Source organism: Haloferula helveola, assembly GCF_037076345.1.
Taxonomy (GTDB): domain Bacteria; phylum Verrucomicrobiota; class Verrucomicrobiia; order Verrucomicrobiales; family Akkermansiaceae; genus Haloferula; species Haloferula helveola.
This window is the reverse complement of sequence record NZ_AP024702.1, coordinates 978,599-1,003,096: the sequence shown is the minus strand read 5'-3', so window position 1 is coordinate 1,003,096 and position 24,498 is coordinate 978,599. Positions and strand designations below refer to the sequence as shown.

Here is a 24,498-nt window from a genome sequence, read left to right as displayed (position 1 = left end):
GGGTCAGTGGGTTTTCCAATGGCCATTGATCAAGGGTAGTGTCCTCGCCATCGGGCATCAAAACCCATTTGGCGGAAATCCTGCGCATGGATCCACGGTGGGGCGGCTGGGCCAAGGAAAAGCCCCGCCAGCTGCCGCTGACGGGGCCCGTTCGCGGAATCTCTGTTCAAGGCGTCTCGGTGGCGCTCGCGCGCATGAAGCCCTTGTCGGGGAAGTTGTCCGAACCGTCCAGACTGACGGAGCGGTATTCCCAGCCCACGCTCAACGGTGGTGCGCCGGGCGGCAGGACGGCAGTCGACTCGACACTCACGGGTGCGGTGAAGTCGGACAGGTCGAGCGTGCCGGCGACGCTGTAGTCAACGCCATCGACACTCGCGAGCGTGGGGGAAGCCGCGTTGAACACGGCGTTCAGTCTCGCGGCGAAGGTGAGGATGAGCTCGGGGTCGGCATCGCCGTCGTCACCGTCGGCCGTGACGAGGAACACCTTGCCGTTGTTGGCGCCGTCGGTCGGATCCCCGTCGAAGCCGAACTCGCCGATGTTGTCGACACCGTCGCCGTCCGGGTCGGCACCCGGCAACTTGTCGGCCGGACTGGCAAGCACGCCCGGATTGGCAAACACGGTGTTCTCGATCCAGTCCTCGAACGGCGTGAAGGCCCCGGTGACGACGAGCTCGATGTCCTGGTTGTTGATCTGGAGCATGCCGGTGGCACTTCCGATCGGACCGCTGAGGTCGGCGCCGTCGAAGGTGCCGGTCAGGGTGCCGCTCTGAACCAGAACGTAGACCCCATTCTCGAGTCCTCCGAGGTTGGTGAAGTTGAAGTCGGAGAAGCCGAAGACGCCGTTGCCAAGCGCGGTGTCGCCGGTGACGACGATCTGGTCGCTGGCTCCGATGGCATCGAGCTCGAAGTCAAGAATTCCCGAGCCCGCGGCAGGTGCGGTGAGATCGAGGTTGCCGTCGATGGTCAGGGTGCCCGCCGAGGAGCCCGGAGCGAGGCTGGCGTCGGCCGCGACGATCACGTTCGAGGTCACCGAGCCGCTGCCACCAAGCACGCCATCGTTGACCAGCGTGTCTCCGGTGTAGGTGTTGGTGCCTTCGAGCAACCATGTTCCCGGACCATCCTTGATCAGCGAGACTCCGGCCCAGCCGGCTCCGTACGAGCCGAGGTCGTCTTCGATGACGCCCGTTCCTTCGCCGGTCAGGGTCAGGTCGCCGCCAAGGTCGTTGTAGATGATGTTTTGGCTGGCAACCGTTCCGGCAAGCTTCCGGTAGAAGCCGCCCGCGGCGACTTCAAGTGTCGCGCCATTGGTGCCGATCGAGAAGGAACGCAGCGTGTCGTTGGCAGGATCGTTGCCGGTCAGTCGCAGCGTGCCGCCGTCGATCAGGATCGAGTAGTAGTTGTTGCGAAGCTCGCTGAAGGCGCGGGCGGCACCGTAACCGAATCGATCGGTCTCCAGCGTGCCGCCTTCGATGAATACATAGGTTGTCCCGTTGTTTCCGAAGAATCCGCCGGTCGAGTAGAGCTGCGCGGTGTTGTTCACCGTCACGGTGCCTTCCACCACCCGGGTCTGCCCGGTGTAGGTGTTGACGGCATCGAACTCCAGCGTGCCCGGGCCGGTCTTGTTGACGCCTCCGGCGCCGCCCGAGTTCTCCAGCTCGGCCGTGATCAGCAGGTCGGTGGAGGCGTCTCCGGTCACGTCCGCCACCTCGAAGGTCCGGAGGCCTTGAGGCGCCATGCCGAAGGTCATCGGGCCGATGGTCGAGGGGATCGCTCCACCCACCGTGACCTTGCCGGTAAGGAGGACATTCTCGTCATTGAAGGAGTCCGGGCTGGTGGCGGTCCACTGGGCTTGGTTGAGCAATGTGATGTCGCCGATGTGGGCGTGGGTGCCGCCGCTCTGGGTGAGCGTGCCGCCGTCGATGATGATGTCGCCATCGAGGCCACCTTCGCTCGCAGGATCGTCCCGCTGGATGGAGTTGGTTTCGGTGATGTTGAGCTCGGATGTGGGGCCGACCGTGATCTGTGACTGGTCGTGGATGCTGTCGGCCTGGTCGGTCGAGGCAATCAGGATCGAGCCATTGCTGACGGTGGTGTCGCCAAGGAGGTCGAGAGTGGTGAGCAGTTCGACCCGGCCTCCGCCGACCACGTTGAACGTCGCATCGCCCTGGAGACTGGAGCCGTCCAGAGCGTAGTCGTTCCCGGCGGTGTTCGAGAAGGTGACCTTGCCCGGGAAGTAGCTGTCGCCGTCGGCATCGTCGATGAGCACGGTGCCGGCGCCGACGTCGGTGAATTCAACCGCGTCGAAGTTGTAGTAAAGGTTATCGGTCGAGGTCCAGTTGGTGTCGGGACCGCCGACTTCCCAAAAGGTTGATGCCGCCCCGGTCCATTGGTGGGTCTGCGGCTGGAGCGTCACTTCGAGGGTGCCGGCGTTGTCATTCCAGAGCGCGGGCCGCGCGGTGGCGGGATCGAGCACGAGGTTCACACCCGGCACTCCGACGATGCCGCCGGTGTAAGTGATCACCGGGTGGGGCCCCACGCTGGTCAAGGTCGTCGGCAGTTTGATCCGGTTGTCGATTCCGTTCAGGTCGAGCACGTTGGTCGTGAGCGAGGTCGTGGCCGGGTCGACTTCAACGGTCGGAAATCCGCCGCCGGTCGAGTCCATCGCCAGCAGTTGGGTGTTCTCCTTGTTGTCGACGACGTAGAAGCGACCGTCGGTCATCACGATCTGGACCGTGAACGGCAGGTTCTCGATCGGCGCGCCGGAGTCACCTCCGAGCCGGAGTTCGCCGCCGTTGATCGTCCAATCGGTCGAGGCGGCGGTGAAGCCAGCCCCGATCCGGATCAGACCGTCGTTGAGCGTCGTCGTGCCGGTGTAATCGAGGTCGGCGAAGGTCACGTCGAGCGTCCCGGTGCCGTCCTTGATCAGATTGCCGGGTCCCGCGATCGAGTTGGTGAACGGGTAGAAGTTGCCGGTGCCGGACAAGGTGCTGCTGGTGGCCGGAGCGAGGCTCATGGTCGAGCTGGCCGGGAAGAGGAACACATCGTCGTCGTCGACCTCGAGCGTGCCGCCGAGCATCTTCAGGGGGGGAAGGTTGTCCTGCCCCGCGTTGCCCGCGGAGACGCGGAAGGCGCCACCCGGATTCACCGAGATGCTCTCGACGTTGCGCAGCGCCTGGGTGTCCCCAGTGAGAGCCACGGTCCCGCTGTCGATCAGGATGTTGCCGGTGTAGGGCATGTTGTCGTCCGGAACGATCAGGTCGAGGAAACCGATGCCGAACTTTGTGAGGTCGCCGGCAGAGGTTCCGAGTTCTCCCTCGATCGAGTAGTTCAGGACGTTGTTGTTCACCGTGATCGCCGCCGGGTTCGGCAGGGGGCCGGAGATCTTCACCGCGCTGCTCGCGGCGGTGTCGTCGAAGGTCACCGTGTCGCCATCGAAGAACCTCTCGGTGCCGGCGTTCCAGTTGACCGTGTTGCCGACATCCCAGTCGGGCAGGGTGCCGTCGAACAGTAGTGCGAGACTGCCGAGGTCGACCTCGAGGGTCATCGCGTTGTCGACGATGCCGAAGCTCCGGTGATTGGCGGGATTCAGCAGCGCGAAGTTGTCGCCGATGCCCGCCGCGCCGTCTTCGCTCAGGGTCCCGCTGTAACTGAGAACCGGAATCGGGGTTCCCGGCGCCATCGGGTAGGCGTAGAAGTCGAGATTGGTCGTGCCGTTCAGCACGAGGTCGGTGGTGTTGAAACCGCCGGCGGTCGCGCGGAGTGTCGCGCCTCCCGTCGTGCCCAGCGTCAGCTTGCCGGCGACCGTGCCGTTGCCGCCGAGTTCGCCGGTGTCATCGACGATGACATCGCCCGCGACGCCGTTGCCGTAGAAGTTCACGAGACCGGTCGAAATGGTGAGCAGTCCGTTGTAGCCGGCACCGGCTCCGGTGAAGTCGAGCGTGCCGAAGAATCCCGGATTGCCGAAGATGCCATACTCAAGATTGCCCGATCCAAGCAGGTCGCCGGACATCAACGCCGTGCCGCCACTGACCGTGATCCTCGATCCCGAGGGAGCGATCGTCGTGTTTCCGCTCATGGTCGAGCCGTCGGCGAAGCGCATCGCGCCCGACACATTCGCGCCGCCCGTCCAGCCGAGCCCTGTCAGGCTGACATCATTTGTAACGGTCGTTCCGAGCAGGGAAATCTGAGCTTCGTCGAGCACATCCACCGGGCCTGTTCCGAACGCATTATCGGTGCCGACGAAGACACGGATGTCGTCGATCGTGGTGCCGCCCGTGTAGCTGGTCGGTTCGAGGATGTTGAGGTTGTTGTTCGTTCCCGGTGCGGCGCCGACGATGTTCAGGGCCAGAGGGGTGCCGCCATCGAAGTCTTCGACGCCCACCATCAGTTGGATTGTTTGGGTGACGGTCGGTTCGAAGGTCAGGTTCAGTGTTCCGCCCGACGATGTCAGGCTGCCGAGGGTGCCGGTCTCGGTGGAGATCCAGCCGCCGCCGCCGATCTGACCGAGGATGCCCCCGGCGATATCGAGACGGGTCCCGTTGTTCACGCGGAGTCCCGTATCGAGGGAGACACTGTTGACCGTGACCGTGCCGCCGCCGTTGTCGAAGTGGAGCAGGTCGTTGGTCGTGATGAACGAGGCATTCGACCAGTCGTCCGAAGTCACGAAGGTCTCTCCATCATCGGTGCTGTAGCTGCCACTGAAGCCGGGGCTGTCACCGGACAGGAAAATCTGGGCGCCTCCCTGCTTCGAGATCGCCCCGGAGCCTGCGAGCGGTGAGGAGATGGTCAGCGTCCGGTTGTTGAAGATGGAGCTGGCGATGGTCAGCGTGTCGGCGGCGGTCGCGCTGTCGATCGTGTAGTTGGTCGCGCCGACATGCAGTTCGTCCACGCTGATCGGTTCGGTCAGCGTGACGACGTCTCCGCTCCCGCCGAGGAACGCGATCTGGGTTCCGTCATTCGGTGCCCACGTGGCGTTCGGTGTGTCTCCGGTGGCCGGTTGCCACGAAAGCGATGCGGTATCCCAGTTGCCGGCGCCACCGGCGTCGTCGTCCGCAGGATCCCACTCAATTACGGGGTTGAGGTCGGGTCCCTCGGCAAGGAGCAGATTCAGGTCGACCGTGTCGTCGTTGTAGACCTGCACGTTGGCGATATCGCACTCCGGGAATGAATCGCGGTTGCGGTTCGTCGCGAAACGGATCGCCTGGATGCCGCCGAGATTGAGTGGATCGGTTCCGATCAGGTTCACCGACGGCTGACCGACTTCGGTGATGTACCACTCGGCTCCCGAGCCGGTTTTGCGGATTACGACATGGAGCCAGGTGTTCACCGGGAAAGCGGCCGCCGGAGTGGTGATGGCGACACCCGGGTCGGAGAGGAGGCGGAAGTCGGTCCCATTGAGATCCATCTGGTAGTCGAAGCTTCCCGGTTCGACGTTCGTGTAGAACCCTTGGAAGCTGCCTTGGCTCCAGCTTGGGGATCGCATCCAGAAGGAGACCGTGAACTGGGGTGATCCGCCACCGCCGGTCCACTCGACCCATGCCTCGTCCGCACCCTCGGTGCCGGGGAAGCGGAAGAATCCCGCAGGGTGATAGACGACCTTGGCCGAGCCGCTGAATTGTTCGATGAGGTCGCGACCGTTGCCGGTCTCGTCGGTGAGGAAGTCACCATCCTTGCCATGAAACTTGGCGAAGGGAGCCGCTGTGGCGGCACAGGTGAGCGCAAGGAGGGCGAGTGTGATCCGAGTCCCCGCCTCCGAGGGGAGCAATTGGGTTTTTTTCATCACGAACTGGGGTTTTTTGGCCCTAAAAGCCTGAGCCGTTCCCGTCGTGATGGCAAGATTGTTCCAAGTCCTTCGCGGATCGTTACAATGCGCGATTCCCGCCTACTGGGGCGCTTGGGTCCCCAAACGTCCCCGTTTCAGCGTCTGCAGCAGCACTCGTCCCGGTCCGCGCAGGCTTGTCATGAAGAGCCCTTCACCGCCGAACAACATCTTGCGGCAACCGCTGACGCCCCGGATGTCGTAGTCGATCGAGCCTCCAAACGCCGCGAGATGCCCGGTGCTGACGAGAATCTCCTCACCCGGCGCCAGAAGCTGTTCGGAAAAGTCACCGCTGCCGTGGATCAGCACCGTGCCCTTTCCGGACACTTGCTGGAGGAACAGGCCGGCGCCGCCGAAAAGCGCGGCACCCGCGCGTCGCGCCACCGTGACGCTGATGTCGACGTCCTCGCCCCATGCCGCGAGAAATGATCCGCGGGTCGTGACCACCGGGCCGTCCGCCAGATCCCAGACCGCGATGTGTCCCGGCTGGCTGCTGGCGAGGAGCAGCTTCTGGTCGGGCTTTCGCGCCTCGACCCGGGTCAACGCGATGCCTTCTCCCGAAAGCGAGCGGCGCACCGCGCCACCAACTCCCCCCGGCACCTTGAGTGTCCAGTAGATCCCGTCGGTGAATGCCATCAACGATCCGCGGCTGCACCAGAAGGCGTCACCCTGCTGCGGGTGGATTTCGACCTGCTGCGCGATCTCTCCGGAAATCCTGTAGTCCATGCTCCGGATCCTACGCCAATGAAGGCCTGGCTCAAGGATGTCGCTCGATCGCGGATCAATCGAGAACGGGAGGGGTGAAGGCCGCGCGAATTGCAGGGGCCTCAGGCGTCATCCGCCGTGCCGAGTCGGTCGGCGTACTTCTTCTCCAGACGCTCCCAGTATTTCGACCAGTATTCGTCGTAGTAGTCGTTGGCGGCGTCCTTGATGAAGTCGGGTTGAATGACGACCGGGGCGTTCTCGGGATCGTAGCCTTTGAGGTGGTCCTTGCCGGCGCGCTCGCGGGGGGAGACGAAACGCCAGTCGTCCTCGTTGAAGATCTTCTCGAGGAAGGCATAGCCACCCGGATCGTAGCTCTTGAGTTCCTCACGCGTGTCGATGTGGTTGTGGTCGTGGTCCATCACCCGGTTGGTGTCGAACCACGCCTGGACGATCTCGGCGAAGTACTCGGCACGGTTCTTCGAGGCGTAGCAATCCTTGGGTCCGCCGAAGACGATCCGCACGTCGTCCTTGCCGGTGATCTCCACCTTGGAATCCGTCGGTTCGCCATTCACGAGGATATCGCCGCCGTCGAGGCAGAGCTTGAGCAGCTCCGGTTTCCGATCGGGAAATGCCTTCACCAGCGCATCGAGCAGGAGCACCGGTTCATCGCCACGGACACGACGGAAACGCTGGGCCGCGCGACCGTCGTTCCACAGGCCTTTGGCGAGAGCGTCTTCCCACGTCTTCTTCAATTCCTCGTCGAGTCCTTCGTAAAAACCCGGCCGGTGGATGACGTGGCCGAACTCGTGGATGAGAATGCTTTCGTCGCGCATGCCGCCCTCGAACTCGAGCACGTCCTCTTCCGAAAACAGCACGACCGGGCGGCCTTCGACACGGGTCAGAAATCCCCGGCTGCGCCAGTTGTAGAAAGCCAGCTCCTCACCGGTCTTGTCGTTCCTGAACTGGGGGATGTCCGAGGTCAGCTCGTCGTGGCCGACCAAGATGCACAGCACGCCGCCCTCGCGGATCCGTTTCGAAATCTCCGGCTTGAGCTTGGTCATCATTTTGCCGAACTGGTAAGCCGCCTCAAGGTGCGCGTAGTCGGAGACCTTGTCCGATGTGGCGATCAGGATGTCCTCGACCATCGTGCCCTTCTTGAAGAAGTCGCGGTCGAGCTTGTACTCCTCGGCTTGCTCGTCGGTCACGGGAAGAACCTCGTGGGCCGAGATCGGCGTGAAAAGGCAGGCGAAGCCCAGCAGGGCGGAATGGAATCGGATCACGCCCGATGGAACGGCCGGGCCGGGGGCATCCTTTCCGCCAATGCCGAGCGAATCAGTTCGCCGGAACCTGCACCGGTCCGACGACCCAGAAGCGCCGGGTGGCGGCCGGGTTCGGAGGAGTCACCGCGACCTGCACGTCGGCCCCGGTACCGGGGACCGTTTGGATCAGGGTGAAGTTCACGAGGTCTTCGGTGTAGAAGATCCCGTAGTTGTCGGTGGTGTTGGTCGAGAAAGTGAGTTCGAAGTCGCCACTCGTCAGCTTCTCGGCACCTACGATCTGGATCTGCGGAAGAGGGGTGAGGGAAGCGCCATCGGTGGATTCGAAGCCCGGCGGGACCGGCAAGACGCTGGTGAGTCCGGCTGCGGATGCGTAGGTGCCGGCGGGTGCCGGGATCGCGTCGCGCATCCCTTCGATCGGAGCGTAAGTGCCCGCTTCCGCAAGGTTGGCGATGGTCGCCATGGGGCCCGTCGCATACCTGCCGGCCGGCGCGGGGGTTTGCTGATCCGATCCGGAATTCGTCACGTAGAAGCCGGGGTCGGCCGGAATCTGTGCCCGCATGCCGTCGACCGGGGTGTAGTGGCCTGCGTCGGCTGGATCCGGGGTCAAACTTCCCGGAGCATCGGTATAGGTGCCGGCGGGTGCAGGGAACTGCTCGGGAGATCCGATGATGTTCACGTAGTAGCCGGGACTTGCCGGAATCGCCTGGCTCATGCCCGGGACCGGCGTGTAGTGACCGGGGGGTGCGTCGAAGGCCGTCGTCATGTCCGGATTCGGAGCGTAGCGCCCTGGCGGGGCGGGCACGATCTGGCCGTTGACCGTATCGATGTAGTATCCCGGCGGGCTCGTCAAAGGCGTCGAAAGGAAATGCGTGTGGTCACTGAGTTGGCCGGCGGCAGATACAACCACTTCGAGGCTGCCAACCTCGCCGGGCGGACGGGTGAAGACGATTTCCTCGTGGGTGCTGGAAACCACCACGCCGGCACTGGCTCCGAAGATCACGGTCGGACTCAGGCCGAAATTCGAACCGGTGAGCGTGATCTCGGTGGCCACCGGGGACGGACCCGTGGCAGGGCTGATGCCCAGGATGGTGGGAGGGTCGTAGTCGAAGTCGAAGGTCGGACTGGTCTGCCCGCCCACCGTCACTTCCACCGGAATGTCGAATCCTTCGCCTGGCGGCAGGGTGAAGCTGAGCGTGTTCTGGGTCTGCGAGTCGACCGGGATCGTGACCGAGTTGAAGTCGAGGGTCGCCACCGTGCCGAAGTTCGTTCCGTTCAGCGTGACCGGGACACCGCCCGCGGTTGGCAGTGCGGCGGCGGTGACGCCGACAATGGTCGGGGGCTGGTAGGAAAACTGTCCTGTCGGTCCGCTGGACTGGCCGCCGGCGATCACGGTGACAGGAAGATTGGTCCCCTGACCGGCCGGGGCCTGTGCGGTGATCGAGCCGTGGCTCCAGCTGGTGATGCTCGCGGCGCCCGTACCCACCGTGACGGATCCGTTGAGCCCGAAGTTGGAGCCGGTAATCGTGAAGGTGCCGCCGCCCTGGGTGGGCGACGAGCCGCTGACTCCGCCGACATTGATGCTGGGGGGCTGATAGGAAAAGAACCCGCTGCCTTGTTCGCCGTCGAGCGTGACCTTGACCTGGACGTTGGCTCCTTGGCCGGGCGGTAGGAGAAAGGTGAGCTGGTTGGGGGAGGGGTCGCCGATGATGGTCGCCATCTGCCCGCCGACCGTCACGGTCGGGTCTTCGTTTCCCAAGGGAGGGTCGTTATCATCGAGCCCGGTTCCGTTGATCGTCACTTGGATGTTGCCGGTCGTCGGTGCGGTCGGCGGGTTGAACGAACTGATCACGGGCGCTGCCTCGGCCAGCGCGGGGAGGAGGAAAAGGAAGACCGCTTTCTTCATCTGACCATGGGTCTATCGGAAACGGGACAGGGTGGCAAATGCATCCGATCCCGAGATCAAGGAGGGGCGTCCTTCGGGCGCCCATTCATGCCAAGGAGGAGCCCCCTTTCAGACCACCCCGAAAAAGAAACGGCCCGGCCTCGCGAAAGCACGCGAGCCGGGCCGATGGAGAGGGTCGGAATCAGTCCTTCAGCAGCTTGACCATCGCCTCACCCATGGCGAGGCCGACGTCCATGTAGGTCTTGGCGTTGCCGCCGTAGTGACCGTTCGAAGCTCCGCCCTGCGAGATCGGGTTGGTATAGACGGTGGCGACGTTGCCCTTGAACTCCGGGTGCTTGCCGGACTCACCATCAACCGCGAGCTGGGCCTCAAGGATCAGCGCGTCGTTGCCGGTCGCCTTGCCCTTCTCGGCCTGACCGAGCGTCGCGCAGACGAACTTGGCGTCGGGCGCGTCGAAGGTCTCGCGGAGCGCCTTGATGAAGTTCACCAGGTTTTCCTCATACTTGGTCGCGTGGGCCAGGTTGTAGCGGTCCTTGTCACCCTGCCAGTAGAAGAAGCCGGCGACCTCATAGCCCTTGGCATCCGGGTAGTAGGTGTTGAAATCTTCGAGCACCTTCTTGGCGTCGGCGATGTCGGTGTCCCACTGCTTGCCGGCGTACCAGCCGATTGGCTCGGGCTCGCTGCCTTTTTCCCAGCGCAGCGGCGACTCCTTGTAGCCGGCGTAGGTGTAGGTGACTTCCTTGCCGGTCTTCTTGTCGGTTTCGGTGAAGTCGTAGCCCTTGCTGCCCGGAGGCAGGAGGTCCCAGCCGAGGCTGCGGTTGCCGATGCAGCTCTTGAGTACCATCACCGGCTCCTCCATCGCGGTGCCGAGCTGGGCGCCGATGCCGAGTTCCGGACCGATCTTGCCTTCGGAAACCGACATCCAGTCGTTCTTCAGCATCCGGCCGGTCATGTAGCGGACGTAGCGGACGTCCTGACGGGTCGTCCACGCTCCGGCGTCATCGACCAGGAAAGGGTAGAGGTTCTCGTTTTTCACGGCGAACTCGAGCGTGCCTTCCTTGTCGCCCTTCACCTTGCCGGCGCCGACCATGTTGGATTGGCCCATCAGGATGAAGACCTGAACCGGCTTGGTCATGTCGGCCGGCTTGCCGTCCGGATCCGGGATGTCTGCGCCTTGGACCGCGGAGGTCGCGAGAAGTGCGAGGCCGCCGACGGCGGCGAAAGTCTGGTGGATTGGTTTCATAACCCCCAAACTACTCGATGAGCGCGACCTATCTTGAGGGATACCTTCGTGTATTCGCGGATATCAAACGTCGAAGTGCGCCGGGTGGATACGAAAAGGGGCGCACGGGAAAACCCCGTGCGCCCCGCTGCCCGAACCGGATCCGAAGGCTACTGGTCCTCGACCCGGAAGAAGTCCTTGATCGCGTTTCGGTTCGCCGGACTGATGAAGAACCGGTTGGCCGCATCGTCGGTGGTCGGGACGTCGGTGAACGGATCGCTCAGGTTGTCCGAGGAGGTCACCTTGCGCCCGGCCACGCCGCCTTCGACATCGATGTAGAAGTCGTTCGCGGGATTGCCCCCGACGAAGCCGAAGTCGGTGATTTTCAGTTCGGTGGTGACGTTTTCGAACAGGCCGACGACCGCGGTGCTGTAGTTCTGGAACGTATTGTATTCCCCGTAGAACCACAGCGCGTGGCGGTCGTAGCCGTGATTCGCCGGAACGATCGGCCGCAGGTTGTCGAAGTCGGAGTCGACCGTGATCTGCTCCCACGTGAAGGTCAGACCGCCGTCCGCCGTGACACCGCGCCAGATTTCGTAGCGGTCATCGGTGTTCAGGGTGGTGTTGGTCAGGTAGGGGTCGCCCGTCGCCCCGGTCGCGCTGCCGTTGAAGGTCAGGTCGGTCGGGTCGACGCTGTTCGACGAGATGTAGACGACATTCGGATCATCCGGATCGATCGTGATCCCGCCACCATACCAGCGCTGCGAGCTGTAGATCGGGCGGCCACCCTGTGAGATGAGCCGCTTCTGCCACTCGGTCCCGGTCCAACGGGCGTAGTAGTAGTAGATGCGGTCGCCGAGGTGGCCACCGGCTCCGGTGACATTGCTGAGCTGCACCTGGAAGACGCAGATCGGATTGCCACCACCGTCGTAGTCGATGTCCCACGTCCACGCCCGGCCGGTCGGCAGGTAGTCGTCGAGGTCGTCGCCACCGCCGTAGGCCGCGGCGTTGTATTGATACACCACCGTGCCGCGCTCCGGACCGGCGGTGTCGCCCTGGTCGCCGTCATGATCGATCGGGTCACCTCCCTCGATGTCGGCGAAGGTCTTCGGATCGCTGCCGGCATCGAGCACGGTGCCGTCGCTGAGCAGGACGCTGCCGTCCCCCGGGGTCACTCCACCACTCTGGTAGTAGAAGTGGTAGATCGAGCAGTTCACCGAGTCCGGATGGCCGTCGGTGTAGATCATGTCGATCCGGTCGGTGCCGTTGCTGACGGTCTGCGGATAAGGCCGCACGCCGCCGTTGCCGGTGTCGATGAAGTGGATCGGTCCGGTCCACGTCGCGCCGTCGTCATCCGAGTAGCTGACGGTCGGGTTGAAGTTGGTGATCCGGCTGAAGTTGTAGATCCGGTCGGACTCGCCGCTGAGGCGGAACGTGTTGTTGTAGGTCACGTTCGCTCCCTGCGCGGGCGAGGCATTTTCGGGACCCCAGTCGGCGATGTCGGCAGGCTCGGTGACCAGCGATGTCCGCCAGTAGTAGACCTGCTCTACTCCATGCTTGGCGTACATCACGAGTAGCGTTCCGTCGGGACGCACGGTGATCGACGGGTTGTTGTGGTCGTCGACCTGCTGGGCGGCAGGGGTTCCGAGCACGGTGCGGTTCAGAGCCATGGTGACCGGGTCGTACTGGGTGATTCCCGGAAAGCCGTTGGAGTCGACGTAGCCGGTGTAGAGCTTGCCGAGGTGCCAGATGGCGCGCTCGTCGTTGAACCAGGTCCAGACGCCGTCGTCCGAGACGATCTCGGTGCCGGCCGGCGGGATGTAGAAGACGTTGGCGACATTCGGGTCGAAGCCTCCCGATACTTCGTCTCCATCGCTGGCGCCGTCACCGTCGGAGTCGGCCAGGAACGGGCTCGATCCGGTATTGCCGGCGTCGACGAAGATGTTGGTGTTCGTTTCGACGTCGTCGTTCAGGCCGTCTCCGTCCGAGTCCGGGTTGTTGAAGTCGGTGCCGAGGTTCCACTCACGGGTGTTGCTCAGGTTGTCACCGTCGTCGTCGATCAGATTGTCGTCGGATCCCGGGTTCGGGTCATCACTGTCCGGGATGAAGTCGCCGTCGCTGTCGGTGGCCTCCGTTAGCTCGATGGCGTTCACGCCGAAGAAGGAACGGGTAAAGGTCGCTGGATCCTCGAGAACCGCGTAGACCAGCACCACGTCATCGACTCCGTTGGAGTTGAACAGGAGTTCGACGGTGGACGACAGGGTGTCCGGGTCGTTTCCGACACCGGGATTGATCGCCTGGTAGTCGGTGCCTGCGGCCACACTCGCGGTCATACGGAACGACCCGAGGGAATTCGCGGCACGGGTCGGGTCCGTGATGAGGATCTCGAAATCACCGCCGATGTTCTGGGTGTCGTGGTGGTAGCCGCGATACTGATAAGTGCCTGCCGGCAGTCCGCTGAAGGTGAGTTGCAGGTAGGTGGGCCCGTAGAGCGAGCCGTCGCCGTTGCCGCCCGAGCCGCTCCGGGGGTCGACCCCCAGCCAGTCGCGCATCAGTTCGAGCTTGTTGCCTTCGTAGTCCGCGGCATCGACGTCTTCCCGGCCGATCATCTGCTTGATCGTGTTCGGGAAGCCGGTGAAGGCGGAGCTGTCGGTGTAGGCCACACTCAGCGTGACGTTCGGCACGCCGGTGAAGCCGGGCACGGAGAAGGTCTCGGAGCGGTCGACGATGAGCTGGGTTCCCGTCTGGTTGCTGCTGTCGACCTCATGGCTGGCGAGGAACGGCTGATAGAGCAGGTCGTGCTCGGGGCCCTGCTGGGTGAAGTTGGCGGTCTGGCCGTCACTGCTGAAATCAATGAACAGGCCGTCGACGTTGATCGGGTAGCTCGTGGCATCGAATGGATCACCGGGGTAGGTGGCATTGACCTCGAGATCGTCGGTCCAGAAGTCACCGTCCGGGTTCGCGTTGAACGGGTCGGTGCCGTAGACGTTGATTTCGTCGTCGTTGGTCAGCCCGTCGCCGTCCTCGTCGCCACTCGCGATCGGGAAAGGACGCTGGATGTAGCTGACGCCGTCGTACCAGGTCCGGCTCAAACCGCCGCCATTGACGAAGTCATCGACGAAGACGGTGATCTCGCCGCTGCCGTTGCTGACGTGGAAGCCGAGGTCGGCCTCGTAGAGGTCGCGGTCGCCTTCCTCGATCAGCACCAGGGGAGTGGTGTTGGTGAAAAAGGAATTGCCGTCGAATCCGTTGATGTCGGCATTGCCGTCGAGCGGCGCGGCGGTTTCGGACCCGAGGCCGTCGGCGTTGCGGTTGATCGGTGACGCGCTTGTCATCGCCGAAGGGGAGTTGTGGCTGCCCACGAAGCCTTCGAGATCGCCTGCGGTGTCGTAGAAGCCGGCGCGGAGGCGCCATGACTGGCTGGCGGCACTCCAGAAGTTGCCGTAGACCTGATAGACCGTATTCGGAGTCAGGCCGGTGATGACCGTGGCGAGACGCGGCGCGTCCTCGTTCCCGTTGCCGTTCGACTCGTAAACGGTACCGTTGCCGAATCCGGCACCGGCGTTGTCGCGGAGCCGCCAGAGGTTGTCGTTGCCGGCCGGGTCAGGGGATTCGGGCTCGGGGGTGAAGGGTGAACCGTCCGCAAGGGTGGTGTAGCCGTTCGTTCCGGGAACCGTGTGCTGGGCATCGACGTAGGTCTTCGACTCGGCGGCGTCCGGGACGAGGTTCGGGTCATTGGCGACCGCGCCGGTGGGGTCGAAGGCGACCTCCTCATCGTCGGTGAAGCCGTCGCCATCCGTGTCGGCGAGCGTCGGATCGGTCGGGTTGGCGAGTCCCTGTTCGGTGCCGGCAGTCAGGTTGTCGCCGTCGCCGTCGGTTCCGGGTGGAAGGCTGGCGACATCGTTCGGGTCCGTGGGCGGCGCGGCGTTCATTTCATCCGCGTCGCTGATCAGGTCGCCGTCGGTGTCAGCAACGAAGGGATTGGTCGGCGTGCTGCCGAATGAGCCGTTCAGCGAGCCGTTGAGCTCGTCGCCGTTGTTGATGCCGTCGCCATCCTCGTCATCTCCGGCGATCAGGGTGCGCTCGATGTAGGAGACGCCGTCGTACCAAGTCCGGTTGGAGCTGCTGGCGCCGGCGAAGTCGTCGATGTAGACATCGATCTCTCCGGCGGCACCGCTGAAGGCGAAACCGAGGTCGGCCAGATACAGGTCGCGGTTGCCCTCCTCGATCAACACATTCGGGGCGTTGTTGGTGAAGAAGAGGTTGTCGTCGAAGCCGTTCACATCGGAATGCCCGTCAAGCGGCGGATCGGTGAAGGAACCCAGGCCGTCCGCCCCGATGTTGATCGGCGGCGCGTGGGTGAATCCCGACCCGAAGCCGTCGTTGCCGATGAATCGGGTGAGGGCTCCGGATGGATTGTCGAGGCTGCCCTCAAAGCGCCACGTCGCGTTGTTCGGGCCCCAGAAGTTTCCGTAGACTTGGTAAACCTTGTAGGCGGTCAGGCCGGTGATTGTGGTCCGGAGTCGAGGCGCGTCTTCGCCCCCATCACCACAGGATTCGTAAACGCTGCCGTCGTTGCCGAATCCGGCGCCACCGCTGTCGCGCAGTTCCCAGAGGTTATCGGGACTCGGCACGCCTTCCGGTTCCGGCGTGTAGGGCGTGCCGTCGGCCAAGGTCGTGTTGCCGGTGTTGGCGTCGACGTAGGTCTTCGACTCCGCGGCGTCGGGGAACGAGGTGTCGTCGGTGGGAAGTTTGCCAGCGGCCACTTCGGTGCCGTCATCGAAGCCGTCGCCGTCAGTGTCGGGGTTGAGGACATCAGTCCCGTGGACATTGACCTCGTCGCTGTTGGTCAGGCCGTCGCCGTCCTCGTCGTCACCCGGAGGAAGCTCCTCGTAGGCCAGGCCGTCGAACCAGGTCCTTTCGCCGCCTGCGTAGGTGTCGATGTAGCCGGTCACCTCGCCGCTCGGGGGAGGCACGGCTACTCCGAGCCGGACGATGTAGGCCGCACGGTTGCCTTCGCCGACCTCGATCGTCGGACTGAAGAACTTCGTTTCACCGAAGATGTCGGCCTGGTTGATCACCACCGGTGTTGCGTACGAGGTAAAGCGGTTCCCAAGCGCGAAATACTCGCCAGCGGGCCCGTCGCGATAGTCGGTCAGGCTCCCCGAGGTCAGCCCCGCGGCCATGTCCCAGGTGCTGCCGGCGGTCCAGCCAAGCGCGTAGATGACGTAGATCGCGCCGGGCGTAAGGCCGGTGATCGTCTGGCTCAGCTCATCGACGTTGTCATTGGTGCTGCCTTCCCAAACCGCCCCACCGGTTGGAGTTGGATTGGCGAAGTTGGAGTCGTTGTCGTAGCCCCAGAGGTTGTCTCCATTCGTGCGGCCAGGGACGGTGTAATTGACGCCGGGGTTGAGCGCAGCGCCTCCGATCAGGACGTTGCTCTCGTCGGCATCGACGAAGTAAATGGTCTGGCTGTTCGAGACGAGGGTGAGGCACCCCGCGGCCCCGAGGCCGAAAATCAGGTTTTTCATGGGTTGGTTCGGTTTTTTGAGTCGGTTGCGCCACTTTCGTGACGATTCGCCGATTCCCAATATAGGCACGGAAGGGAAGGTTAACAAACGGGTGAAAGATTTTCTCAATCCCCCGGATTCGTTCGGGTTGAGAGCCTCAGAATCATTTCCCGGTTAACCTTCCCCCATTTTCCGTATTCCTTATTGAGCGCCATGACACCCGAGCAGGAGGAACAGTTCGTGCACCTGATTGCCGACCATCAGGGGGTGATCCGCTCGTTCATCATCTCGCTCCTGCCGGGCGCACCCGGGGTCGACGACGTCATCCAGGAAACGAACTCGGTCATCTGGCGCAAACGCGATTCCTTCGAGCTCGGCACGTGCTTCAAGTCATGGGCGCTGACGGTCGCGCGCTTCCAGGCGATGAGTTACCGCACGTCGTTGCGGACGCGGCGGTGGGTGACGCTGGATGAAAATGCCGCGGAACTGGTTGCCGACGAGATGGAGGATCTGCTTTCGAAGCCTGGAGAAGAAGGGCGCCTGGCGGCGCTCCATTGCTGCATCGGGAAATTGAAGGACAAGGAGCGCGAGCTGATCCAGCACCGCTACTGGCACAAGACGCGCCTGCAGGACTTCGCGGTTTCCACCGGCCACTCGGTCGGCGTGCTCAAGGTTCAGCTCTTCCGCATCCGCGCGGCGTTGAAGAAGTGCATCGAACGTGAACTCGGCTCCGACGACGGGCCCGTGGCGACATGAACCCCTCACCCCGCCAGATCGAACAGCTTTTCCAGGACCTCGAGGACGGAGGGATCTCCTCGCAGGACCATGCCTTGCTGATGCGATTGCTGGTCGACGATCCGGTCGTCCTCCGACGCTACTGCCGGCACATGGCCTTCGTCGGAGCGATGCATCAGGAAGCGGCCTCCCGTGCCGAGCTCGACGGCTGCCCGTCAAGGATTGCGGAGCCGAAACCCGCGGGGCGTCTGTTTGCCAACTCGCTGGTCGCTGCCGCGGCGATTTTGCTCATCACCGCGCTTGTCGCGGCCTTCATCACGCTCCGGCAGGAGCCGCCGCTCGTCGTCACGATCGAGGCTCCCGCAGGCTCCGCATGGAGTGTGTCCGGAGGCGAGGACGACGTCGCATCGAACGGAGTGCTGCATGAAGGCTCGACGGTCGAGGTCGCGACGGGCTTGGTCAGCTTCACCATGGACTGTGGTGCGCGGATGATTGTCGAGGGTCCGGCCACGGTCAGCTTTCCCACCTTGCACAATCCGGTCGTGGAAAGTGGCTCACTATGGATCGAGACCGCTCCCGCGTCCGAGCCGATGTGCGTGACGGCCGCGGGTTGGGAGTTCCGCGACATAGGCACGCGCTTCGGTGTGGCGATCGGCACCGACGGTCAGCCGATCCTGACCGTCACGGATGGCAAGGTGCGTGCGAGCAGGGTGGAAGGCGGAGCGTCCCATCTCGTGACGGCCTCCGACCATGCTTCGGTCTTCGATGCCGATGGTGACCGCCTCCTGGTACCGGCTGAGACCGATCCGTTTCCCGCGCTCCCGCGCCTGCTGGAGAAACCTTCCGCCTACGTCTCGGCAGTGCTGCGGCAGTCTCCGGTCGGATACTGGAACCTTGATCACATCGGTTCGGGAGCGTTTCTCAACCGCGTCCGTCCCGACCATCCCGGGCAGGCGGACCTGTTGGTCGAAGCCGGTTCGCCGGGCCCGCAACCGTTTGAGGGGTTCGACGGGATTTCGAAGTCCAACGCCTGCGCGGTGCTGCCGGGTAACTCGGAGAAGTCGGTGATCTACGATCTCGACAGTCCACAAGGTGTTGCGCTGTCGCAGGGCGCTGTTTCCTTCTGGTTCCGCCGCTATGGGAACCTCAATCACCGCGAGGTCCTCTGGTTCGCCGGGTCGGAAGCGGAAGGTTTGCAGGAGGTTCAGGTTTACCTGATGAAGGACGGAACCCTTCACGTGCTGATGGAAGACGGGAGTCGCACGGTGCAGCTGGCGGCGGGCCGGACGGTTCACGACGGACGCTGGCATCATGTCGTCGCGTCGTGGGGTGAAGGGCAGCTCGCGCTGTATCTGGATGGTGACCTTGCGGCGTCGGAGCGTGGTGTGCGGATGCGGGAAGCCGAGCCATTCCGCGGGATCAATGTCCGTGCCGGGAAGGTCGGTCTGAACGCAAAGCATCGCGGAGAAGGGGGTGCCGAGTGGAAAACGAGTGACGCCTTCACCGGGATGCTCGATGAGATCGCGCTCTGGGACCGGTCGCTGACCGCCGGGGAGGTGCGGGATCAGTACGACGCGGCCTCGGCCAACGGCCGTTGAGTCAGTCGAACTGATCCGTCAGAGGGCGTCAGTCGCCGGGTTCGACCGGAGCGTCACCTCCGGAGGCAAGTAATGAGGGTGCGGTGTTTCCATCCTGCTCTTCCAGCGCCGCTTCGTATTTCTCGATGATCCCGGCGAAGGTGCCTTCATAGGAGCCGCTGGCCAGTGTGAGTTGGATCAGACGGTAGGCGACCAATCCGAAGCCGATGATGCTCCAGGTCGGGTCGCCGGCGCGGAGCAGTCCGAACACGAAAAGGCCCGCGCCCACGACAAGGACGGCAAGGTCGTAGAGCCAGTTCTTCTTCGTTCCGGCGCTCGTGGAATTCCGGTAGTAGGCGATGAGGTATTCCTCTTTTGGATCGAATTTCGGTCGCATGGTATGCGGTTGGGGTGATGGGAGGTTGACGGCAGTGGAGGCCGGAGACTTGCGACTCCCGGGGACCGATCCGCCGATCTGACTAGCAGCTGGACATCATCCCGCCGGCAAGCAACGAGAGCGAATGCACGGAACGCTGCACGTCCGGGTAATGTAAGCCCTCGGGGCATCGATGGTGCGATTCATTAGCGGGTGTCTAGCTGCCAAAACGGTCTGCGACAAGACCGCTGATTGTGGCCGGCAGCCGTGCCTTGTTCGCCGTTGAATCTAGTTCTGCTGGGTCCAAGCTCGTTCCGGCCAAGTTGGAAGTAGGGCTTGATCCGATGCGCCATCGAAGGTCTCGAGGGCATACTCAGAGATAAAGTCCTCGAGGGTGTCCATCTGGTCGTGCCCCTGAAGCGCGAGCATCCCGACGCAGAAGTGGTAGGTCGAGTAGTACCAATTCCCATCAGATGCGCGGCCGATAAAGAGGTCGTAAACCTTCGGATCGACCTTGTGGCATTGGGCTCGGTAGGCAATCCACGATCCGTCATAGAACTGGATGAACTCATCATCCCACCATTCGTAACGCTTGAGCTGGTTCTCAGGATCGAGGTCGACGACCTGCTCGCCAATGTCTTGGATCATCTGCCGCTTGGCAGCCCGACGTTCGGGTGTGTGATACTCGTCCGGTCGGGTCACAACCCAGACGACTGGACCTCCAACGGCCAGAAGCAGCGCCAGCACGCCGACAATCCGGACCCAGCTCTTCATTACTGTGGCGAACGTCAACGCTATGGCGATCCCGGAACCGGACCGGGACGGCCCCAAGCACTCAAGCAGCCCCCGACGCTGGCGGCAAGATCGTAACAAAGCCGCTTATAAGGGGTCGCCATCAGCATCTTGTGTGTGCCCAGCATGGGCACGTTGTAAATGGGGTTCAAGTCCCCTGTAGGAATACCAGAACATGAAACGAAACTACTACCAGAGGCCAAGTGCGCGAGGGCGACCGGACGCATGAAGGAAGGCTATGGGAAAGCTGTGAGTCGATGGACAAGAACCGCATAGAAGGCCGACACGGCGCGTCGAGGTGGCACAACACACCGAAGGCGTCTGGTATGCCCGTGGAGGTAAATGCGGCGGCAGTGCAGCAGAGCAACGTGCCATTACCTGGGGAGATCTCACCGTCGCAGGACAGTGAGAAGTCAGCAGCCTGTCCGCCGTAGCCTTGGCGAAGGAGGGAGGTCGTAGTAGTCGGAGAACGAGCCGGAGCGTGATGAAGCGCAGCAAAGCTGCCGGAGGTCTCAGCCGATGAAGGACCGAACCGATGAGGAGGGTTTCGACCCCGTGGCGGACGCCCCAGCCGACGACGCCGGAAGGCGAGGCATGGACGAGAGCCGCTGCGGCGGGAAGCATGGAGACCCCCAAGCAAGAACCATGATCGAGGAGATCCTCGACCCGGAGAACCTGGCCGCAGCGTGGAAACGCGTGAAGGCCAACAAGGGCGCTCCGGGCATCGACGGCATGACCGCCGACGACTTTTGCCCTCGTTCCACTCACGCCATGCCGGTCAGTGGTTTCCTCCTCCGGAAACCAGCGAGGGAAAAGGTCGGCAAGCCGACCGCCGCATTCCGCGTTCGCGCGGGCGGAGTGGCCGAGGATCGCCGAAGCCATCAGGGATGGCACCTACCATCCCGCACCCGTTCGACGGGTGTGGATTCCCAAGCCCGACGGGACAAGGCGTCCCCTCGGGATTCCGACGGTGCTGGATCGGGTGATCCAGCAGGCCGTCGCGCAAGTGCTGGGTCCGCGCTTTGAAGCGGACTTCAGCGAACATTGATTCGGGGGCTCCGCCCGCCCCCTCACCCCTTCGGGGCTGCGCTTCGCTCCGTCCAAAGCGCCTACAGGCCTTCGGCGCTTTTGCCACGGCTACCGGCCCGGCCATTCCGCGCACGACGCGGTGGCCGAGATGGAGTCCGGCTGGACGGAAGGCCGCCGCCACGTCGTGGACTGCGACCTGAAATCGTTCTTCGACACGGTCAACCACGACCGGTTGATGGAAGCGCTGCGGGAGAAGGTCGGGTGTCGCGTGACGCTCGGGCTGATCCGTCGCTACCTGACCGCCGGGGTGGTGCTGCCGGACGGCACGCGGGAGGCCACGCCCCTCGGGGTGCCGCAGGGCGGACCGCTGTCGCCTTTGCTCGCCAACATCGTGCTCGACCCGCTCGACAAGGAACTGGAGGCACGCGGACACAAGTTCGCGAGATATGCCGACGACTTCCTCGTCATGGTCAGGAGCGCGAGGGCGGCGAGCCGGGTGATGGCAAGCCTGGCCCGCTTCTGCGAAGGACGGCTCAAACTGGTGGTCAACCGCGCCAAGAGCCGCTGCACCCGGCTGGGCTTCTGCGAATTCCTCGGCTATGCCATGGACCGCAAGGGCCGGCTGGTGTGGACGGACAAGGCGCTGCACCGCTTCAAGGAGCGCGTGCGCGGGATCACCCGACGCAACCGGGGCCACGCCGTGCGGGACGTCATCGGCGAACTGCGCCGGTATGTCCTTGGCTGGCTCAACTACTACAAGCTCAGTTGCACCTACACGGTGATCGAACGGCTTGCGGAATGGGTCAGGCGAAGGGTGAGGTTGTATTACTGGAAGCAATGGAAGCAACCGCGCACGCGGCGCCGCGAACTCCTCGCGCTGGGCATCGCCCCGGACGAAGTGCATAAGGCGTCGCGGAGCCGCAAAGGCTACTGGCGGATGAGCCAGATGTCACTGGTGCGACACGCACTCCACAACCGTTGGCTTGAGGAACAAGGGGTGCCCGACATGAGGGCGACATGGATCAAGCTTCACTACGGGCCGTCAGCCCGGGTCTGATCGGAACCGCCCTGTACGGAGCCGTACGCAGGGTGGTGTGGGACCGGGGAGCTAACTACTCCCCGGGACCCGATTCGACAATTTGGTTTTCGGTCGTTGCGGTCGGGTAATCAGGAACTGAGCAGTCGACAGAAGACGGCCGAATGGCGATCTGAGCGATGCGGAGAAGTCCGGCCAATCCGTATCCCCAAACGAAGCAATTTGGGATCATGAGTGCAAGATACAAGATCCAACTGCTAATCGGTGCGGGTCCCATGGTGGAAACTGCTCCACTCAGAATCGCTAGCGGGAATGACAGAGCGATCATCACGCACCAACTCACCCCAACAAAAACGTCCGAACCGACAAGCTGTCCGCAGATTGAGAGAGCCCACAGCACGGCTGCGGCCATCGTCAACCGTCCTCCAAGTGTGAGTCTCATTGGTATCGGAGTTCTCTGTCGAACGTTGAAGGTGAGACGCGCTAGCCGCGCCTCCTAGAACTCAATCACGGCCGCCCGCGTCTGACGAGTCCGATCCAACACGGCCGCTGATCGGCGTCGATCCTCCACCGACTTGTTCTGTCATTGTCGGTTGTCGTTGCCCACTCCGCACCACGTAGTCGATGCCACATACCACAAGCATGATCACGCCCACCCAGAATTCATTGACGATCATTCTTACCACATTGTCCTCACCATAATCTTTGTACGGTTCAGCAGGGTGTCGCAAAACCCAAAAGTGGATGCCCGCTGCGACCGCCAGGATGGACCCAACTGCTCTGGAAATCGACCATCGCTTCTCGTAGAACGCTAGAGCCACGACGATTGCAATCAGAGCAATCACGCCCCCGAACAGAGGGTTCACTTCGTAAGGCCAGGCGTCACGCGGATAATCAGAGTTCTGCAGGCCCTCGTAGTCTAGGAGAGTCCACGCGACCTGCTGCGCACCGAATGCAAGAGCTAACGTTGCAAATCCATTGCGGACCATTTCGAGACAGAACGTTGAAGGAATGGCGACGCGATCCTCATGGCGGCGGCGCCGATTCCGTTGGGAGCAGCAAACCACCAACCAGGCTCTTCAACAAGATTAGATGAGAAGGCAGCAGGGCGCGGAAGCGCCAGAAGGGTAAGCTCTTGCTGCCATGAATACCACATCATCGACCACCATCATCGGAATCGACCTCGGAGACCGGAAGCACTCGATCTGCGCGCTCGACGCCTCAGCCACGATCCTCGACGAGCGCACGATCACCAACCATCGCGAGTCACTGCGCAGGCTCTCCGAAAAACACCCCGGTGCCACCATCGCCATGGAGGTCGGAACCCACAGTCCGTGGACGAGCCGCTTCCTCGCCTCGCGTGGTCACGAGGTCATCGTCGCCAACCCGCGCAAGCTTCGCGCCATCTACGCCAACACCCGCAAGTCCGACCGCCACGACGCCCGCATGCTCGCCCGCCTCGCACGCGCCGACCGCGAGCTGCTCCACCCCATCGAGCATGGTAGCGAGCAGGCGCAGCGCGACCTCCTTCAGGTCAAGTTGCGTGACAATCTCGTTGCCCGCCGAGTCGACATCCTCAACTCGGTGCGCATGACCCTCAAGAGTCTCGGCATCCGCGTTCCGAAATCCAGCACACCCGCCGTGGCGAGACGCTGCCGCGAGTTCCTGGCCGGAGAACACGCGGAGATCCTCGCCATGATCGAACCCTCACTGGAGGTCCTTGATTCGCTAAACGCCGGCATCAATCGCCTCGACAAGTCCATCGAGGAGACCTGCGCACGCTATCCCGCCACGGCCCGGCTCATGAAGATTCGTGGAGTCGGCCCCATCACCGCCCTGACCTTCGTCCTCGTCGTCGGTGATCCGGAACGCTTCACCTCCAACCGCAACGTCGCCGCCTACCTCGGACTTGTGCCGCGGCGCGAGCAGTCCGGAGACATCGACAAGCAACTGCGCATCTCCAAAGCCGGCAACGCCTACCTCAGACGCCTGCTCATCGGTTGCGCACAATACTTGCTCGGTCACTTCGGCATCGACTGCGAGCTCAGACGCCACGGGGAGAAACTTGCCGCCATGGGTGGCCCCAGGGCGAAGAAGAAAGCCGTCGTCGCTGTCGCCCGCAAGCTGGCGGTCCTGATGCTCACCCTCTGGCGCGGAGAACTCGACTACGATCCCTTCCACCATTCCGGACAACCCGCCGAAGCGGCCTGACCCGCCGCGCACGGCGACCCTTTTCCCACGATGAAACGACTTCCCAACAGATTCGGGACGACTGCGGCACCGCGGCAGCACCAGGCCGAGAGGCCCCGAGTGCGCTAACAAGATGGCAGCGTCCCACCCCTCTCCATGAGAACAACGAAGCAAGGATCGAATCATGCACCCGGCCCCAAACGGAAGCGGGCCGGACAAATGCGAATGGAAGCCCGGAGCCTTGTTTCATTCCGTGACCGCCGCAGCAGCACTCGCTCGGTAACGACACGGGGCTGCCGCCCCGCACCCCGCCGAGCTGGGGTCA

General features: G+C 63.3%; 14 protein-coding genes. 5 read left to right on the top strand and 9 right to left on the bottom strand.

The annotated features are described in order from the left end of the window. Positions 1–166: 166 nt before the first annotated feature. The 6 genes from HAHE_RS03525 to HAHE_RS03500 form a co-directional block, all read right to left on the bottom strand. Positions 167–5,779 (bottom strand): beta strand repeat-containing protein, encoded by a 5,613-nt coding sequence (locus HAHE_RS03525; protein ID WP_338688675.1) that lies wholly within the window; start codon positions 5,777–5,779, stop codon positions 167–169. 102 nt (positions 5,780–5,881) lie between these two features. Then, positions 5,882–6,544 carry an AIM24 family protein gene (locus HAHE_RS03520; RefSeq protein ID WP_338688674.1) on the bottom strand — a complete coding sequence of 221 codons (663 nt, stop codon included), beginning with the start codon at positions 6,542–6,544 and terminating at the stop codon, positions 5,882–5,884. Between the two features lie 101 nt (positions 6,545–6,645). Beyond that, the gene (locus HAHE_RS03515) at positions 6,646–7,803 is read right to left on the bottom strand and encodes a hypothetical protein (protein ID WP_338688673.1); all 1,158 of its coding nucleotides are present in this window, start codon (positions 7,801–7,803) and stop codon (positions 6,646–6,648) included. A gap of 52 nt (positions 7,804–7,855) precedes the next feature. Then, on the bottom strand, positions 7,856–9,706 hold the full coding sequence (locus HAHE_RS03510; protein WP_338688672.1) for an IPT/TIG domain-containing protein: 1,851 nt from the start codon (positions 9,704–9,706) through the stop codon (positions 7,856–7,858). Between the two features lie 181 nt (positions 9,707–9,887). After that, positions 9,888–10,949 (bottom strand): sialate O-acetylesterase, encoded by a 1,062-nt coding sequence (locus HAHE_RS03505; protein WP_338688671.1) that lies wholly within the window; start codon positions 10,947–10,949, stop codon positions 9,888–9,890. A gap of 149 nt (positions 10,950–11,098) precedes the next feature. Beyond that, positions 11,099–16,459 carry a BNR-4 repeat-containing protein gene (locus tag HAHE_RS03500; RefSeq protein WP_338688670.1) on the bottom strand — a complete coding sequence of 1,787 codons (5,361 nt, stop codon included), beginning with the start codon at positions 16,457–16,459 and terminating at the stop codon, positions 11,099–11,101. A 192-nt stretch (positions 16,460–16,651) separates the two neighbouring features. On the opposite strand from HAHE_RS03500, the gene HAHE_RS03495 reads away from it, so the two are divergent. Then, positions 16,652–17,194: a sigma-70 family RNA polymerase sigma factor gene (locus HAHE_RS03495; RefSeq protein WP_338688669.1), complete on the top strand. Its 543-nt coding sequence runs from the start codon at positions 16,652–16,654 to the stop codon at positions 17,192–17,194. Further along, positions 17,191–18,771 carry a LamG domain-containing protein gene (locus tag HAHE_RS03490; protein ID WP_338688668.1) on the top strand — a complete coding sequence of 527 codons (1,581 nt, stop codon included), beginning with the start codon at positions 17,191–17,193 and terminating at the stop codon, positions 18,769–18,771. The genes HAHE_RS03495 and HAHE_RS03490 overlap by 4 nt, the downstream gene beginning before the upstream one ends. A gap of 28 nt (positions 18,772–18,799) precedes the next feature. Here HAHE_RS03490 and HAHE_RS03485 read toward each other — a convergent pair whose 3' ends face one another. Together HAHE_RS03485 and HAHE_RS03480 are read right to left on the bottom strand one after the other, a co-directional pair. After that, positions 18,800–19,147 carry a hypothetical protein gene (locus HAHE_RS03485; protein ID WP_338688666.1) on the bottom strand — a complete coding sequence of 116 codons (348 nt, stop codon included), beginning with the start codon at positions 19,145–19,147 and terminating at the stop codon, positions 18,800–18,802. Positions 19,148–19,414: 267 nt separating this feature from the next. Continuing rightward, entirely contained in the window at positions 19,415–19,900 is a 486-nt protein-coding gene (locus HAHE_RS03480; protein WP_338688664.1) for a hypothetical protein, read from the bottom strand. A 537-nt stretch (positions 19,901–20,437) separates the two neighbouring features. Between HAHE_RS03480 and HAHE_RS03475 the strand changes: the two genes are divergently transcribed. Together HAHE_RS03475 and HAHE_RS03470 are read left to right on the top strand one after the other, a co-directional pair. Continuing rightward, positions 20,438–20,944 (top strand): hypothetical protein, encoded by a 507-nt coding sequence (locus HAHE_RS03475; protein WP_338688662.1) that lies wholly within the window; start codon positions 20,438–20,440, stop codon positions 20,942–20,944. A gap of 151 nt (positions 20,945–21,095) precedes the next feature. Further along, positions 21,096–22,004, top strand: a complete 909-nt coding sequence (locus tag HAHE_RS03470) for a reverse transcriptase domain-containing protein (protein WP_343218199.1) — start codon at positions 21,096–21,098, stop codon at positions 22,002–22,004. A gap of 482 nt (positions 22,005–22,486) precedes the next feature. Here the strand turns inward: HAHE_RS03470 and HAHE_RS03465 are convergent, their stop codons facing one another. Next, on the bottom strand, positions 22,487–22,972 hold the full coding sequence (locus HAHE_RS03465; protein WP_338688660.1) for a hypothetical protein: 486 nt from the start codon (positions 22,970–22,972) through the stop codon (positions 22,487–22,489). 154 nt (positions 22,973–23,126) lie between these two features. Here HAHE_RS03465 and HAHE_RS03460 point away from each other — a divergent pair, with 154 nt between their 5' ends. Continuing rightward, positions 23,127–24,194 (top strand): IS110 family transposase, encoded by a 1,068-nt coding sequence (locus HAHE_RS03460; RefSeq protein WP_338684835.1) that lies wholly within the window; start codon positions 23,127–23,129, stop codon positions 24,192–24,194. The last annotated feature ends 304 nt before the right edge of the window (positions 24,195–24,498 follow it).